Source organism: Pseudomonas umsongensis, from assembly GCF_002236105.1.
Lineage (GTDB): Bacteria > Pseudomonadota > Gammaproteobacteria > Pseudomonadales > Pseudomonadaceae > Aquipseudomonas > Aquipseudomonas umsongensis.
The window spans coordinates 478,626-493,487 of sequence record NZ_NIWU01000001.1; the positions used below are offsets into that span (position 1 = coordinate 478,626).

Below are 14,862 nucleotides of genomic sequence, written 5' to 3' on the forward strand. Positions count from 1 at the left end.
GCTCCTGCCCGCGCGAGGGGCCGGCATCATATGCCAAAGATACGCCAGACCTGTAGCGTTGCTGGACGGAATGACTGATGGCGGGGATGCCCGCCCATTGAAACGCAATCCCCTGTGGGAGCGAGCCTGCTCGCGAAAACAATCGGTCATTCAACATCCATGTCGTCTGACGGATCGCTTTCGCGAGCAGGCTCGCTCCCACAAGGGGCCGAATTTTCAATAGCAGATCAGTGTGTTCTACGTAGAACTACGTAGATGCCGCGTACGTAGTAACGCGGATTTATTTGTGGACGACATGCGCGGATATTGGCCCAGCTCCGCACAGCGGACACAATTATAAAAATTACCGCCGCAGTCACGAGCTGTCGGCAGGAGACCCTCTATGCCCCGTCTGGCTAAACACCTCGCCTGGTTTGCCGTGGCTGTCCTGGGAGCGGTTGCGCTGAGTGTCGTGGCCCTGCGCCGCGGCGAAGCGATCAACGCCCTGTGGATCGTCGTCGCAGCCGTCGCCATCTACCTCGTTGCGTACCGCTACTACAGCCTGTTCATCGCCAACAAAGTGATGCAACTGGACCCCAATCGCGCCACGCCCGCTGTGCTCAACAACGATGGTCTGGACTTCGTGCCGACCAACAAGCACGTGCTCTTCGGTCACCACTTCGCGGCCATCGCCGGCGCGGGGCCGCTGGTCGGTCCGGTACTGGCGGCGCAGATGGGCTACCTGCCCGGCACGCTGTGGCTGATTGCCGGCGTGGTGCTGGCCGGTGCCGTGCAGGACTTCATGGTCCTGTTCATGTCCACCCGCCGTAATGGTCGTTCGCTGGGCGACATGGTCCGCGAAGAAATGGGCCGCATCCCCGGCACCATCGCGCTGTTCGGCTGCTTCCTGATCATGATCATCATCCTCGCGGTGCTGGCGCTGATCGTGGTCAAGGCCCTGGCCGAGAGTCCGTGGGGCATGTTCACGGTGATGGCGACCATCCCGATCGCGATGTTCATGGGCATCTACATGCGCTACATCCGTCCGGGCCGCATCGGTGAAATCTCGATCATCGGCGTGTTCCTGCTGCTGGGTTCGATCTGGCTGGGCGGGCAGATTGCCGCTGACCCGGTGTGGGCCAAGGCCTTTACCTTCACCGGCGTGCAGATTACCTGGATGCTGATCGGTTACGGTTTCGTGGCTGCCGTTCTGCCGGTCTGGCTGATCCTGGCACCCCGTGATTACCTCTCCACGTTCCTGAAAATCGGCACCATCGTCGCCTTGGCCATTGGTATCCTGGTGACCATGCCCGAGCTGAGAATGCCGGCACTGACCCAATTCGTCGATGGCACGGGACCGGTGTGGAAGGGCGGTATGTTCCCGTTCCTGTTCATCACCATCGCCTGTGGCGCGGTATCGGGGTTCCACTCGCTGATCGCTTCTGGCACTACGCCAAAATTGCTCGCCAGCGAAGGTCATGCCCGGTACATCGGTTACGGCGGCATGCTGATGGAATCGTTCGTGGCGATCATGGCCATGGTGGCTGCCTCGGTGATCGATCCGGGCGTGTACTTCGCCATGAACAGTCCTGCGGCCATTGTGGGTTCCGATGCTGTTTCGGTTGCTCAGACCGTCAGCAGCTGGGGCTTTGCGATTACTCCGGAGGCGCTGCAAGCAGTGGCCAAGGACATCGGTGAAACCACCATCCTGGCCCGTGCCGGCGGTGCGCCGACCCTGGCCGTGGGTATCGCGCAGATCCTGCACCACGTGCTGCCGGGTGAGAACACCATGGCGTTCTGGTACCACTTCGCGATCCTGTTCGAAGCACTGTTCATCCTGACCGCTGTGGACGCCGGTACTCGTGCCGGGCGTTTCATGCTCCAGGATTTGCTCGGCTCCTTCGTGCCGGCGCTCAAGCGCACCGAGTCCTGGACCGCCAACCTGATCGCCACCGCCGGCTGCGTGGCCATGTGGGGTTACCTGCTGTATCAGGGCGTGATCGATCCGCTGGGGGGTATCAACACCCTGTGGCCATTGTTCGGCATCTCCAACCAGATGCTGGCGGGTATTGCCCTGATGCTTGGCACCGTGGTGCTGATCAAAATGAAGCGTCAGCAGTATGTGTGGGTGACTCTGCTGCCAGCGGTATGGCTGCTGATCTGCACCACCACCGCCGGTTTCATCAAGCTGTTCGATGCCAACCCGGCCATTGGCTTCCTGGCCTTGGCGAAAAAATACAGCGATGCCCTGGCCAACGGTCAGGTGCTGGCGCCGGCCAAGAGCATTGACCAGATGCAGCACGTGATCTTCAACGCCTACACCAACGCCACGCTGACCGCGTTGTTCCTGTTCGTGGTGTTCAGCATCCTGTTCTTCGCACTCAAGGTCGGTATCGCCGCCTGGGGCACCAAGGAACGTACGGACAAGGAAGCACCGTTCCACGCGCTGCCGATGCCTGATCATGTTCAATGACCTGAGTCGCCTGGGCAAATACCTCGGTCAGGCCGCGCGCCTGATGGTGGGTATGCCCGATTACGACAACTACGTCGAGCATATGCAAAACAAGCACCCGGACAAGCCGGTGATGGATTACGAGGCGTTCTTTCGGGAACGCCAGGAAGCCCGTTACGGCAGCAAGTCCGGACCGAAGTGTTGTTGAATGAATGAATCAAGAAACCCGGCCGAAAAAGCCGGGTTTTTTGCTTGGGATTTCGCGTGTTCAGTTCAGATGTGGGTGCTTGCTCGCGAAGGTGGCCTGACAGCCGGACCTGTTATTTGAACTGTAGGAGCCAGGCTTGCCGGCGAAGGCGTCCTGGCAGGCGATAATTGTCTTTCAGGTGTACATATCCGTTGCTGCGGTAACGGCCACTTAGGGTTTCGCCCTTACGGCGAGTCACTTGGAAAAACGGAACGCCGCCCGGCCCCAAGTAACCAAGGGCTCTTGCCCCTGGCGTTCGGTGCCTCGCTAAGGCTCGGCATGCCCTCGCTCCGGTCCTGCTCCGTGGGTCGCCGCGATGGGCCATCCCTGGCCCAGCGCGGCTAAACCGGCATCCTTGCCGGTTTACCCACTGCGCAGAACCTCCACTCGGCCTCTCGAGGGGGCAAGAACATCAAAAGCCAGATCACAATCAAAAGCGAGGCGGCCGACCGGTCGGCCTGATTGGAAGCCATACGCGTACCTTCTGTAGGAGCGAGCATGCTCGCGATGAATCTGAGAGCACCGCGGGCTGACAGGTACACCGCGTCATCGTTGACGACCATCCTCGTAACGCCGCCCGGAGCATGCTCGCTCCAGGGGATCGAGGTACACCCGTCAAAGTCAGGTCGGCTGTCAGGCCGCCTCGCTTTTGTTTTTGATCTGGGCGCCCCGTTAACCACACTGGCCGAACGCAGGCATTGCGCAGTGGGGAAACCGGCAGGACGCCGGTTTAGCCGCGCTGGGCCAAGGATGGCCCATCGCGGCGACCCACGGAGCAATGCCGGAGAGAGGGCATGCCGAGCCCTAGCGAGGCACCGAGTGGTGGGGCAAAGCCTTTTGCTTCCTTTTTGGCGTTTGAAAAAGGGAGTCGCCGTAAGGGCGAAACCATAAGTGGCCGTTACCGCAGCAATGGATATGTACTCGGTCAACACAACACAACACAACTCAGGTCAGCGTCAGCTACAGACTGAACCGCTGCAACATAGCCCCCAGTCCTTCGGACATCGCCTTGAGCTCCTGGGTCGTTCGCACGATTGCGCTTTGGCCCGTTGCATTCTCTTCCACGCTTTGCGCGACCTTTTCCACATTGCTGGCGACATGATCACTCGCTGCGCGCTGTTCCTGCAATGACAGGGAAATGAAGCTCACGGCTGCAATGGATTCATCCAGCGCCCCCTTGATCCGCCCCATGGATTGCCCGGCGCTTGCGACCAGTTTCTGGCCTTGGGTCACACGCTCACAACCGGCAGCCATGCTGTCCTTCGCTTTGACCATGCCGTTTTGTATGGCATTGACCAAGGTCACGATTTCCGTGGTGGACTGGGCGGTGCGCGCGGCGAGGCTGCGCACCTCATCGGCGACCACGGCGAAGCCGCGACCCTGTTCACCGGCGCGCGCCGCTTCGATGGCGGCATTGAGGGCGAGGAGATTGGTCTGCTCGGCAATGCCGCGAATCACACCGACAATCAGGCTGATATTGTTCGACTGAATCGCCAGTTGATCGATGTCCACCGAACTCTGCGTCACCAGATCGGCAATCTGTTGCATTTCCTCGATGGACGCATGCATCACGGCCATGCCTTCGTCGGTGATTTCACCGGCTTTGTGCGCAGTGCTCTGGGCCTGGCAGGCATTGTCGGCGATGTGATTGATACTCACGGAAAGCTCTTCCACCGTGGCGGCCATCGATGAAGCAGCTTCACTCTGCAGGGCGGCACTGCTCAGACCTTGTTCCGAGGACGCGGACAGTTGTAGCGTGGCCACTTCGATCTGTTCGGAGGCCTGGCCGATCTTGCCGATCATGTCGCTCAAGCTATGACGCATCGCCTGGACGGAATGCAGGACACCGGTTGAAGGTTCCTGCCGATCATCCTGGGTGCGTGCCAGTTTTCCATGGGCGATGTTCGAGCTGATAGCGGCCAGCTCAGCAGGCTCGGCACCGAGCTGCAGGCCCAGCCGTCTGGAAAAGAACCATGAATAGGCCGCGCCAGCCAGCGTCGCCAACAGGAGAATCAACAAGCAGAGCCGGAGATTGGCGGTGTAGGCGATATGGTTCTGGTCAAACTGGTTCCTGGCTTCCAGCAGTTGAACCTCGATTAATTCGGCAAACTTATCCGACAAGGGGTCGAACAGCGGGTACAACTGCTCGATCGAGAAACGTGCCAGACCCACGTCGTCGTTCTGGCGCAGCATGCCCAGCAGACTTTGCAACGGACCGCGGGTGGCGGCCATCAGTGGATCAATCTGCGCGATCAGGCGGGTTTCTGCGGCAATCAGTTGCGTCGACTTGTAGGCTTGCCACGTTAGATCGATTTCCTTTTGTGCCTGATCGATCCGGCTCATCGAGTCCGCCCTGGTGAAGTTGCCATTGCGCGCCTTGTGGGTGGCATCGACGATGTTCACGGCATACAGGTCGGCGATTTTCTTCAGGTCCCGCAAGGGTACGACTCGATCGAGATAGACGGTTTCCAGGCTGTGCACGGCCGATTGCATGCCCAGGAGTCCTAGGCCGCCGACGCACAACAATCCCAGTAATAAAGCGGTAGTCAGCAGTAGAAGGTGAGTCCTGATTTTCCAGCTTTCCATAATCCGGTATTCCTAAGTCGACTTGTCCAGTCAGCAATTGAAGTTGAGCGTTATGCTCCATCCTGTGCGCAAGGCACATTGATATCGTGTGCTGGACCAGCCAGGAAAAGCACGGTGTTACCGGCCGGAATTGACGAATTAGAGCGGTCTGACAGAGCGCGCCGAAGGATTTTTCAGACAGGCAGCTTGCGGGTAACCGGGAACACTGGCCTGTGAGGGGCCGTGGTGTGCGGTTTCTGATCGGAACAAAAGCGGGATTGCAGGCAAACCGGGATAGCCGTTTTTCAGGCGTATCGGTATGCTCAGCGCACAGTCCGAAATGCCAATGATAAACGACCACAGTGACGACATGAGCTCATCAGAAACGCGTGCGAATATCCTAGCGCTGTATCCGGAAGACTCCCGCGAGGCGGCGGCCCTGCTCAAGCAGGCCGTGCCCCTGATGGTTCGCCATAACATCCCGCCCAATCCCGTGCACTACGCACTCTGGTACACCTACAGCAAGGGCCAGGACCCGGAACTCATTCGCCACCTGGACCGGGTGGTCAGAGACTTTGACGGTTGCCCGCCAGAGGCTGCGACCCGGCTGTTCCGCCAGTACATCATTCGTGACGAACTCGAGGATGCCCGCGCCGAGCAGCATCAGGTCATCAACCTGGTCGATGGCATGGAGCGCGACGTCTCGCGCAGCGTGCAGGGCAGTCTCACTTTCCAGAACCGCCTGGGGCAGTGCCTGGAAATGCTCGACGAACCGGCCAGCGACCGCCTGCCGGGCATCTTGAGCGAACTGCAGCAAAGCACCCGGTTGATGCAGAGCCAGCAAGAGCACTTCCTCGCGCAACTGCACTCGGCGCAGGATGAAATCAAGACCCTGCGCGACAAACTGCAACGCGCGCAACTGGCCGCGACCCTCGATGGCTTGACCGAACTGCTCAACCGCACGGCGTTCACCCGCCTGCTGGAGCAGGCGCTGGGCAAGGCTTCCCGCGGGGTGGCCCTGGTGATCCTGGATATCGACCACTTCAAGCAATTCAATGATCAGTACGGTCACCCGCTGGGCGACCGGGTGCTGCAGCATGTCGCCCAGGTGCTGCGCGGCGCGTTGCCAGCCACTGCTTTCGCCGCGCGCTACGGTGGCGAAGAGTTCTGCGTGGTCCTGCCCGATTGCGCCGACCTGGGCAGTGCCTGCGCCTTCGCCGAGCACCTGCGCCTGAAGGTCCAGTCCTTGCGCATCAAGGCGCGTGGCACCGACACCGTGCTGGACACCGTGACCGCATCCTTCGGTGTCGCCCTCGCACAGACCGGTGACAACCTGGAAACCCTGCTGACACGCGCCGATGACGGGTTGTACCAGGCCAAGCGTAATGGGCGTAACCAGGTGCATGCCCTGCGAGAAAGCGCGGTGTCGCAGCCCTAGAACTGGATTATCGACCCTCGACGCTACGCGGCACGCCGAGCGGGTTGCTGTCGCGCAGCGCCTCGGGCAGCAATGCATCGGGGAAGCCCTGATAGCACACCGGCCGCAGGAAGCGCTCGATGGAGGTCATGCCGACCGAGGTGAAACGGCTGTCCGACGAGGCCGGGAAGGGGCCGCCGTGCACGCTGGCGAAAGACACTTCCTGGGGATGGGCGAAGGCGTTGACGACGATCCGTCCGGTACGTCGCTCCAGTATCGGCAGCAAGCGACGCGCCAGTCCCAGGTCCTCCTCTTCAAGGTGCATGGCGGCACTGAGCTGACCGCGAAGTGCACGGGCGACCGCGAGCATTTGCGCCTCATCCTCGACCTTCACCAGCAGGGCTGCCGGACCGAATACCTCCTGGGCCAGGGCCGTTTCGCTAAGAAAACGCTGGCCGTCAACCTCAAGCAAGGTGGCCTGGCCATCAAGCGCCGCCGTGGCGGGCGAGCCTTCGGCGACGGGCGTGGCACCGGCGCCTTTCAGCTTGTCGAGACCGTTCAAGTAAGACCCGTGGATGCCCGGCGTCAGCATCGGACGTGCGGGTGCCATCCCCACACGATTGATCATGGCAGCGCGCAAGGGGTCGAATCCGGGCCCTGCGATGGCAATCAGGATCGCCGGTTTTAGACACGCTTGCCCGACATTGACCAGCATGCGCTCGACAAAACCGTCGCCGATCTGTGCACCACGCTCGGCCAGTGCCTGGGGCAGGATGAACGTGGGGTTGACGCTGGCCATTTCGGTGAACACCGGGATCGGCTCAGGGCGTTGCTGCGCCCGGCGATACAGCGCCATGCCGCCCTGTTCGGAGCCGGTGAAGGTTACCGCCTTGATCAATGGATGATCGACCAGGGCTTCGCCGATCGCGTTGCCGGCGCCGCGCACCATCGAGAACACGCCTTCAGGCAGGCCGCTGTCCTGCACCGCCTGGCGGATGGCCCGGGCCTGGATTTCCGAGGCGCCCGGGTGTGCGTTGTGGGCCTTGACGATCACCGTCGCGCCCGCCGCCAGCGCCGCTGCGGTGTCGCCTCCGGCTACTGAGTAGCTGATGGGGAAATTGCTCGCGCCGAACACTGCCACCGGGCCGAGGGCGATACTTTGCAGGCGGTGATCCATGCGCGGGCGCGGCTGGCGCTCGGGCTGGGCCGGATCAATGGCCACCTGGAGGAAGCGGCCCCTGCGCACCACTTCGGCGAATTGGCGGAACTGGGTGGCGGCCTTGGCCGCTTCACCCAGCAGCTGGGCTTCGAGCAGGCCGGTTTCCAGCGCGGCCCGTGCCGCAAGCGGCTGGGCGACCACATCAAGATTGTCGGCGATGCGCTCCAGCAATGCCGCACGCTCGGCGAGCGAGGTATGGCTGTAGTGGTCAAAGGCGGCGTCGGCAAGCTGTGCCGCCCTGTCCACTTCGACCGCGCCACCGAAGGCGAAATCCGGTTCGATCAATTGATGGGTGGCAGGGTTGAGCGCTTTCATTGTCCCTGCGCTGGCGGGGACTTCGTTGGCGCCGAGTAACAGGTTTCCAGTCAATTTCATGGGCGTGCTCACGGCTTGAGGGTGGCGATCAGTTGCTCGGTCGTCACAATCGAATGGGCGAAGGTCGGGCCGTTCAATTCGTGGGCGGCGTGCATCATTTCCGGTTTGAAAGCGGCGGTGGCGTCGCGCACCAGGGTGACGTGGTAGCCCAGTTCCTGGGCGTAACGGGCGGTGGCCTCGATACAGGTATTGGCCAGTAGACCGACGATGATAACGTGGGTGATGCCTTTCTGTTTCAGGCGAAAGTCCAGGTCAGTATTGGCAAAACCGCTCGACCCCCAATGCTCTTGGACGACGATGTCGCCTGGCTGGGGCGCGAAATCAGGATGCCATTCACCACCCCATTCGCCGCGTGCGAAATGGTGCATGTGCTGGATCTTGCATTGGGTGGGACTCGGGTGATCCCAGTTCTCGTAGTCGTCTTGTTCCCAGCGCCGGTGCGGTACGATGAACACCGGCAGGTCAAGTGCGCGGACCGTACGGTCGAGGGCGCGCAGGTTGTCGAGCAGCCCGACTTGCCGGGCGATCGGCTCAAGCAGCGGGAAGATCTTGCCGCCTTCCGACAAAAAATCGTTGTAGGGATCGACCAGCAGGTAGGCGGTTCGAGCCAGGGGGTAGGACGTGTTGGACATGATGGATGCTCCAGTGAAATGGGCTGAGCGATGCCATGGGCTTGCCTTGGCAGCGTGTAGATATGATAATCATAGTTACTTGGAATGAGGCAAGCCCGTATGGCGCTAAAAAAGACTAGTCCTGAAACCTTGTGTCCGATTGCCCGGGCCGAGGACGTCGTCGGCGATCGCTGGACCGTGCTGGTGTTGCGCGAGTTGTTCATGCGCAATCATCGCTACGATGAGATCCAGGCGCAGACGGGCGGTACCCCGCAGATGGTCGCGGCTCGCCTGAAGAGCCTGGAGGCTGACGAAATGGTCGAACGCCGCGCCTACAGCGAGCGGCCACCACGCTACGAGTACCATCTCACGGCGAAGGGGCAGGCGTTTTATTCCGTGGTCCTGGCTTTGCGTGCCTGGGGTGAGACCTGGTGCAAGACGCCGCAAGAGGGAATGGCCGTGCGCTACACCCACCAGCGTTGCGGGCAGCCTGCCGGGCTGGGGCCGCTGTGCGAACATTGCGGTGAATTGTTGCGGCGCGACGAACTGGTCAGCGAGCCGAGTGCAGCCTATGCCCTGGAGCGCCAGGAACGACGCGAGGCCTTCAAGCGCAAGCCGGTGGCCAAATCCGCAGAGTGAAGGCGACGTCTTTTACTATTCGTTGCACTGATAGTGATCATCATCCATCACAAGTTCTGTTGTGGCCGGCAAACAAGGAACATGGCGTGCATTGAAAACGCTTGTGGAACCCTGTGATGAAGATGTTGACTCGACTGGCGCTGATCGCCCCCTTGCTGCTGTCGGGGTGCGCCTCAGCCCCCAATGACCCGACGCTGACGCTGCAAACGAAAAAGGCGCCGGCGGATTACGCCCACTGTGTCTTGCCGAAACTGCAGAACAACGCGCTGAGCGCAACGATCTCGCAAACCCAGCGCAGCTATCGAATCGTCGTTTCGAGCAAAGTTGCCGCCGACGATGTGCTCGAGGCGTACAAGGCCTCGAACGGCGGGAAGGTGTTCCTGTACGAACGCACGTTGCTGGCCTCGACATTCGGGCCATCGCGACTCGAACGTGCGGCCCAGGAGTGCCTTTGAAAAGCCCCGTGGCGTGGGCACGGCCAGTACTGGGAAACCAATGCCTTCGATGACATCAAGGTTGAGCGACCCACATGGCCGCTCAATTGAAGTGGGTGTTAGAAGAGAACGAAAGCAGAGGCGGTTGTTTGATTCAAGTTGATGTTGCCGACTTCCAGTACTTCATATTCCGCGCGGATACCGATATTGCGAAATACATCGAATTCAACGCCGGCACCGTAGGTCAGGTCGACGCCCGTATCATCGTCGGCAGCATTGCCGTCCGCATCCCAGGCATGAGCACCGACACTGCCGAAGATACGCACCCGATCTCCCAGCGGAAAGCCGACATGGGCACTGGCCTGGACGGATTTACCGTCGAAATCAAGTTCCTTGTCCTCGAACTGGCCGAGATCCACGAAGGCGCCCTCAAAGGCCAGATAGCTGTTGAGACGATAACCTGCGAAGACCTTGTAGCTGGAGTCGTCATCACTCAAATGGGTTTTATCGGTTTCAATATTGCTGATGCCAGCGCCGAGGTATAAACCTTTGTCATCAGCGAGCGCCTGAAAAGACAGCAACGAAAGCAGCGATACGAAGCCAAGATTTCGAAGTAGCATGTGAGGTGGGTCCTTATACGGGTTGTGGGTGGTGATGCAGGGCGTTAATAAGCGTCAATAATCCAGGCCAACGCGACGCCACATAAATAAGCGGCAAGGCACAGGATGATTTTCTGTTTGAGTGGCAGCGTACTTAATCGATAGCGCATGCTTATCCCCTTGTGTAGACCTAAGCAATCCTGGCCATTCAGTGGGTAGGTTGAAAATCATTGATTGTTATTTTTCTGGCGTTGCCAGCATTGCACGGTTGCGCCTGGACGTTTCCGAGGGCGTCTCGCCATAAGCGTCCTGATACGCCTTGGAAAATCGGCTCAGATGATGAAAATTCCAATGCATTGCTGTTTCAGTGACTGTAGGCCAGGTGTTGCGGATCAAGTCTCGGCGGACATGGGCGAGTCTCAGGTTTCTGATGTAGGCGATCGGCGAAGTGCCGAATGTTTCAACGAAACCATGATGCAAGCTGCGAGTGGTGGTTTGCAGTTGTTTTACCAGCACCTTCATGTTCAATGGCTTGTTTGTGTTTTGATGAATGTACTCAATTGCCTCTGTCGCGATCTTCCTTCTGGTCGGGGGCCTCAGTGCGGAGCGGCCAACGGGTGTCAGGGCCCGTATCAGGGCAACCAGCAATGCATCTTCATTAAATGATTGTTCATGGCGGTTGCGCTGTTTCAACGGAGATACATGGGTGGAGGTCAAGTAAGAATTGAAGACGTCAATGGCGGATTGTACTAATTTGAAATTGGCAACCTGGAAGCGGTATGCCTGTCGATTTGCAAGGGCGTCGATCAATGAATGGTTTGCGACGCACTGTTGGTAATGTTCTACATTTGTCGTCAGGGTAAACAGGGTTTCATTCGGCTCGCAGGTGTAGCGTACAAACTCGCCGCTATACAACACGATTATTTCGTTAGGCCGCAATTCACGGTTGTTGACAGTAGGTCGACTAATCGTAGATTGGGATATGGCCAAGGTTACACAGTCATGAGGTACAAAGCCGATCAGCGTGACAGCTGAATCAAAGTGCAGTCGACTGCATTGGCGCCTGCAATCCTGCATGAGTTTATGCGCACTATTGCCTACTTCGTGCTTTGAGGGGTCGATGCTCATCACGTCGAGGACTCCCGCATGAGCTCCAGTGCCGCAGCAAAAACGTACGTGTCGCTCGTGGATAACTCCACCAGGCTCTGAAGTTTGCACGGCGCTATTTTCGAGCCAAAGATGGCTGACTGGTTTGACGGGCCGAGGTCTGAGGCATTAAAGGCAAAGAAATCATCCACGCGATAATCGGTACAAATTTTGTAACTTGATTGTTCTTCGATCAGCTTGTTTTCGTTGCTTTCAATGCGCGTCAGGTTGGCCTTGTAGTGTTCCTTGTCGTCGGCCCAGGCCTTGAGCGAAAGCAATACACCAAAGGATACGCTTGCGAGGTTTTTAAGCAGCATTGAGGTGCTTTCCTTGTTGATGATTTTTCAGGCAGAGCAGTGTGTCTGCCGTATCACTGTCACGGCTTTGCCTTCGGATAGTCCTGTGCTGACGATGTTTGTTGAAGTCAAAAATTCATATTTTCAAACGGGAGTCAGCGAAAGCTCATCGCTCTCGTTGTCAGTGTTTTGCGAGGGGGGCAATGGGTCATCAACCGCGCTGTCACCTTGATTACGTTCATTTTCAGAATGGATTTTCAGGTGTTTCAACTTTATTTTTTCGTTCGGGCTCAGTTCTATTTCGTAGAACTCGATTTCCGTGCTGCCGATGGCGTATTCATTGTACGCCATTGAATGAAAAGGTAAGGCGGCTAGAAATAGAACTGCCAGGATCTTGGTCATCATTGATTTGACGGCTCGCGAACACGATAAAGGCGGGATCTTGGTGGGGGGAGGGTGCTTGATTCAAATCACTAATTATTATTTTTGTTATGGTGTGATTTGCTGAGGTGCCTCAGTGATTCATGCAGCGCAGGCGGCCGACATCATGCACATAAAAACACACGCTGTTTTTGTCGGCGGTAGGGAGTAATTCGTAGTTCAGGATAGTGCCTTCCTGAAGAATGAATTGACGCCTGAAAAACAGATCCGGAGTTTTTTCGATGGCGAATAATTCGTTGTCCTGGCTCAGTTTGACGTTATTGATTTTTATCTGGACGTGATGATTGCTTTCCCGGATAACCTGCGCCGAAATAGTCGCGTTACGAATTTTTCCGTTCAAGCTTTCCAGGGTGGTTTGTGTCAGTCGACCATGGCCGATAGTCAGATACTCTTCAGTGTTGAGCTGATTCGAATCCTCCAGCCATTGTCGGGTTATGGTTTGATAACTGATATTTTCCATGTAGTAAGAGGGTGAGTACATCAAGGAAAAGATACAGGCGGCGTTGATGATCGCAAGCACTATCCAATGTGCGGTCGAAGGTGTCATTGACTTCATAGGGTGACTTCCAAGCATTGCCGAATCATCAGTGCAAGGTCTTTTTGCTCGCTATTCAATTGCAGGTTTGCAGTGCTGAGATCTGGGCGAATGCACGAAACGGAATAGTTGGATTTAAACAGGTTTAGCCAAACGTCGCCCTTTAAATTGAGCGAAAGTTGTTTGATCTGTGCGATCGAAAGATCCCTCAGTTCCTCTGCCTCCGCAATATTGTGGCCTACGGCATGGATGGACAACTCATTGTGTTTTACGCTGGAAACTTCAACTTTTGGTGTGTCGAAGCCGGAGTGGAAGCCGGTGTAGGCACACACTCCCAAGGTCAGGACATAGCCGATCAACTGGAATTTTGTAATGTAAGTTGATGCTCCGGTTTTCCCTGCAGGCACCGGCAGAGCATCTTTTTTCTGTGGCGCCAACGCTTCAAGGGCGGGCACGGGTTTCGCTTCATCTGAAGGTGTCGGCAACTCGGCCTGTGCAACCATTACATAGAGACGGTTGAAGCAATAACCTCTTCGCGGAACCGTCATCACTATTTCGTGATCACGACTGTCATTAAGCAGGTTTCTAAGAGAGAAAACGGCCTGGTTCAAACTGCCGGAGGCGACGACGCGGTCATTCCAGGTGTAATCGATGATTTCCTCACGGCTTTTGGTCTGGCCGGGGTCCATCAACAGCAGGTCCAGTAGACGCGATTCGGCTCTACCTATGGTAGAGCTTTGAACTTCTCCATGGGTTGTAGTGATGGTAAGCAAAGCGGTATCTGGATCGAAAAGGGCCATGGCACCGTTTTTCAATTTGAAGGCGTAGCGCATGGGTATCCTCCGTTCAGGTGGTTCGGGCTGAGTATAGAGACGGTTTTGACAGGCCGGATTTGACGCAGTGCGTTCTTGTCGGGGAGTGAACGGCAATGAGCGGGCAAGCGCGGGTAATCCACGGAGGCTCAATCGGGGGCGGTGATGATGCTCGAATCGCGCGATCTGCGCTATCCGAAAAATGCAAGGCAGGGGTATTGGAAGGTCTGTTGCCGCGAGTTAAACGGTATTGCGAAACCCCATGCTCGATTGCATCGCATTGCAATCCCGTGACACTGGATGGCAGGGCACTCAATGTTGCGATGGGGTTTCGAGCGAGTTGTTACTGGCCGGACAGCAGTGCTTGCATGTCGTTCGTCATATCTTTGAATGCAACCTTGAAATCGTTGGCGACAATTGGCTGGCTGGCATTTTTCACGGTTTCACCGAACACCTTGCGAACCACCTTGGCGACCGGCAAACCGGTTCTGGCATCTACCAGGTCGGCTTCCAGGTACAGTTCGGCGGTCTGATCGCGATGGCCGGTGGCCGCTTGTGTCGCCCCGACAATGGCGGCGATCGGTACGGCCTCATACCAATGCATGCCTTCGTTGTTGGCGCTGACGTGGGTGATTGCCGCTTGCAGGATCAGCGTCCGTGAATCGGCCGGTGCGCGCGGCACCTTTGAGACAATGGTGTAGTAGGGGCTCAAGGCAGATTTGACACTGTTGCTGGCCGCAGTCTGTACGTCCTGCAGGGTTTTCAGGTTGACGCGCTCGGACGGTTTCGGCGCCGGGTACAGCTCTACCTGCTCGAACATCACAGTGGAGTAGGCGTGTGGATCAAACCCTGGCGCCGTCCAGCGCAGTACCTTCTGTTCACTCGGTGTAGTCTGCTCTTGCAGCCCCTCGTAATTGGGGAGGAAGCCGGAGTATTGATTCGGCTGCGCCACTTTGGAGACACAACCGACCTGAAACACGCAGCTCAAGGCAATACCGGCAATCCATCCATTCGACATGCTCATGTGTTCTGTTCTCAAGTGATGAAAGTTATCGATCAGACTGCCTGCCGTGGCCGGATAATCCGAATCAATAA

The 14,862-nt window shown here is 57.8% G+C and carries 15 protein-coding genes; 5 read left to right on the plus strand and 10 right to left on the minus strand.

Annotation, left to right across the window (positions count from 1 at the left end; translation table 11 throughout):
- Positions 1 to 382: 382 nt before the first annotated feature.
- Positions 383 to 2,452: a carbon starvation CstA family protein gene (locus PSUM_RS02215; protein WP_020801268.1), complete on the plus strand. Its 2,070-nt coding sequence runs from the start codon at positions 383 to 385 to the stop codon at positions 2,450 to 2,452.
- Complete coding sequence (locus PSUM_RS02220) at positions 2,442 to 2,639, plus strand: YbdD/YjiX family protein (protein ID WP_020801269.1); 198 nt, start codon at positions 2,442 to 2,444, stop codon at positions 2,637 to 2,639. The genes PSUM_RS02215 and PSUM_RS02220 overlap by 11 nt, the downstream gene beginning before the upstream one ends.
- Positions 2,640 to 3,638: 999 nt before the next feature.
- On the opposite strand, the gene PSUM_RS02230 is transcribed toward PSUM_RS02220, so the two are convergent.
- Entirely contained in the window at positions 3,639 to 5,264 is a 1,626-nt protein-coding gene (locus tag PSUM_RS02230; RefSeq protein WP_020801236.1) for a methyl-accepting chemotaxis protein, read from the minus strand.
- Between the two features lie 349 nt (positions 5,265 to 5,613).
- On the opposite strand from PSUM_RS02230, the gene PSUM_RS02235 reads away from it, so the two are divergent.
- Complete coding sequence (locus PSUM_RS02235; protein WP_141195471.1) at positions 5,614 to 6,681, plus strand: GGDEF domain-containing protein; 1,068 nt, start codon at positions 5,614 to 5,616, stop codon at positions 6,679 to 6,681.
- Between the two features lie 7 nt (positions 6,682 to 6,688).
- Here PSUM_RS02235 and PSUM_RS02240 read toward each other — a convergent pair whose 3' ends face one another.
- Both PSUM_RS02240 and PSUM_RS02245 read right to left on the minus strand, forming a co-directional pair.
- Entirely contained in the window at positions 6,689 to 8,254 is a 1,566-nt protein-coding gene (locus PSUM_RS02240) for an aldehyde dehydrogenase (NADP(+)) (RefSeq protein WP_083348887.1), read from the minus strand.
- Between the two features lie 8 nt (positions 8,255 to 8,262).
- The gene (locus tag PSUM_RS02245; protein WP_083348888.1) at positions 8,263 to 8,886 is read right to left on the minus strand and encodes a cysteine hydrolase family protein; all 624 of its coding nucleotides are present in this window, start codon (positions 8,884 to 8,886) and stop codon (positions 8,263 to 8,265) included.
- Positions 8,887 to 8,985: 99 nt separating this feature from the next.
- Here PSUM_RS02245 and PSUM_RS02250 point away from each other — a divergent pair, with 99 nt between their 5' ends.
- Both PSUM_RS02250 and PSUM_RS02255 read left to right on the plus strand, forming a co-directional pair.
- Positions 8,986 to 9,504, plus strand: coding sequence for a winged helix-turn-helix transcriptional regulator (locus PSUM_RS02250; RefSeq protein WP_083348889.1), 519 nt, complete (start codon positions 8,986 to 8,988; stop codon positions 9,502 to 9,504).
- 116 nt (positions 9,505 to 9,620) lie between these two features.
- On the plus strand, positions 9,621 to 9,959 hold the full coding sequence (locus tag PSUM_RS02255) for a hypothetical protein (RefSeq protein ID WP_033040588.1): 339 nt from the start codon (positions 9,621 to 9,623) through the stop codon (positions 9,957 to 9,959).
- A 98-nt stretch (positions 9,960 to 10,057) separates the two neighbouring features.
- Here the strand turns inward: PSUM_RS02255 and PSUM_RS02260 are convergent, their stop codons facing one another.
- From PSUM_RS02260 to PSUM_RS02290, 7 genes are all read right to left on the minus strand, one after another.
- Positions 10,058 to 10,558 carry a porin family protein gene (locus tag PSUM_RS02260; RefSeq protein ID WP_083348890.1) on the minus strand — a complete coding sequence of 167 codons (501 nt, stop codon included), beginning with the start codon at positions 10,556 to 10,558 and terminating at the stop codon, positions 10,058 to 10,060.
- 216 nt (positions 10,559 to 10,774) lie between these two features.
- Complete coding sequence (locus PSUM_RS02265) at positions 10,775 to 11,665, minus strand: helix-turn-helix domain-containing protein (RefSeq protein WP_083348891.1); 891 nt, start codon at positions 11,663 to 11,665, stop codon at positions 10,775 to 10,777.
- Positions 11,665 to 12,000: a hypothetical protein gene (locus PSUM_RS02270; RefSeq protein ID WP_020801227.1), complete on the minus strand. Its 336-nt coding sequence runs from the start codon at positions 11,998 to 12,000 to the stop codon at positions 11,665 to 11,667. The genes PSUM_RS02265 and PSUM_RS02270 overlap by 1 nt, the downstream gene beginning before the upstream one ends.
- 123 nt (positions 12,001 to 12,123) lie before the next feature.
- The gene (locus tag PSUM_RS02275; protein WP_020801226.1) at positions 12,124 to 12,384 is read right to left on the minus strand and encodes a hypothetical protein; all 261 of its coding nucleotides are present in this window, start codon (positions 12,382 to 12,384) and stop codon (positions 12,124 to 12,126) included.
- Positions 12,385 to 12,493: 109 nt separating this feature from the next.
- Positions 12,494 to 12,976: a hypothetical protein gene (locus tag PSUM_RS02280; RefSeq protein WP_083348892.1), complete on the minus strand. Its 483-nt coding sequence runs from the start codon at positions 12,974 to 12,976 to the stop codon at positions 12,494 to 12,496.
- Positions 12,973 to 13,788: a winged helix-turn-helix domain-containing protein gene (locus tag PSUM_RS02285; RefSeq protein ID WP_083348893.1), complete on the minus strand. Its 816-nt coding sequence runs from the start codon at positions 13,786 to 13,788 to the stop codon at positions 12,973 to 12,975. Before PSUM_RS02285 ends, PSUM_RS02280 begins: the two co-directional genes overlap by 4 nt.
- A gap of 322 nt (positions 13,789 to 14,110) precedes the next feature.
- The gene (locus tag PSUM_RS02290; RefSeq protein WP_083348894.1) at positions 14,111 to 14,791 is read right to left on the minus strand and encodes a DUF3313 domain-containing protein; all 681 of its coding nucleotides are present in this window, start codon (positions 14,789 to 14,791) and stop codon (positions 14,111 to 14,113) included.
- Positions 14,792 to 14,862 lie beyond the last annotated feature (71 nt).

Bases quoted from the DNA above. Each gene is read 5' to 3' on its own strand.
- PSUM_RS02240 (WP_083348887.1), bottom strand. From the start codon at position 8,254: ATGAAATTGACTGGAAACCTGTTACTCGGCGCCAACGAAGTCCCCGCC.
- PSUM_RS02290 (WP_083348894.1), bottom strand. From the start codon at position 14,791: ATGAGCATGTCGAATGGATGGATTGCCGGTATTGCCTTGAGCTGCGTG.
- PSUM_RS02235 (WP_141195471.1), top strand. From the start codon at position 5,614: ATGAGCTCATCAGAAACGCGTGCGAATATCCTAGCGCTGTATCCGGAA.
- PSUM_RS02245 (WP_083348888.1), bottom strand. From the start codon at position 8,886: ATGTCCAACACGTCCTACCCCCTGGCTCGAACCGCCTACCTGCTGGTC.
- PSUM_RS02260 (WP_083348890.1), bottom strand. From the start codon at position 10,558: ATGCTACTTCGAAATCTTGGCTTCGTATCGCTGCTTTCGTTGCTGTCT.
- PSUM_RS02220 (WP_020801269.1), top strand. From the start codon at position 2,442: ATGTTCAATGACCTGAGTCGCCTGGGCAAATACCTCGGTCAGGCCGCG.
- PSUM_RS02280 (WP_083348892.1), bottom strand. From the start codon at position 12,976: ATGAAGTCAATGACACCTTCGACCGCACATTGGATAGTGCTTGCGATC.
- PSUM_RS02250 (WP_083348889.1), top strand. From the start codon at position 8,986: ATGGCGCTAAAAAAGACTAGTCCTGAAACCTTGTGTCCGATTGCCCGG.
- PSUM_RS02265 (WP_083348891.1), bottom strand. From the start codon at position 11,665: ATGAGCATCGACCCCTCAAAGCACGAAGTAGGCAATAGTGCGCATAAA.
- PSUM_RS02255 (WP_033040588.1), top strand. From the start codon at position 9,621: ATGAAGATGTTGACTCGACTGGCGCTGATCGCCCCCTTGCTGCTGTCG.
- PSUM_RS02270 (WP_020801227.1), bottom strand. From the start codon at position 12,000: ATGCTGCTTAAAAACCTCGCAAGCGTATCCTTTGGTGTATTGCTTTCG.
- PSUM_RS02275 (WP_020801226.1), bottom strand. From the start codon at position 12,384: ATGATGACCAAGATCCTGGCAGTTCTATTTCTAGCCGCCTTACCTTTT.
- PSUM_RS02285 (WP_083348893.1), bottom strand. From the start codon at position 13,788: ATGCGCTACGCCTTCAAATTGAAAAACGGTGCCATGGCCCTTTTCGAT.
- PSUM_RS02215 (WP_020801268.1), top strand. From the start codon at position 383: ATGCCCCGTCTGGCTAAACACCTCGCCTGGTTTGCCGTGGCTGTCCTG.
- PSUM_RS02230 (WP_020801236.1), bottom strand. From the start codon at position 5,264: ATGGAAAGCTGGAAAATCAGGACTCACCTTCTACTGCTGACTACCGCT.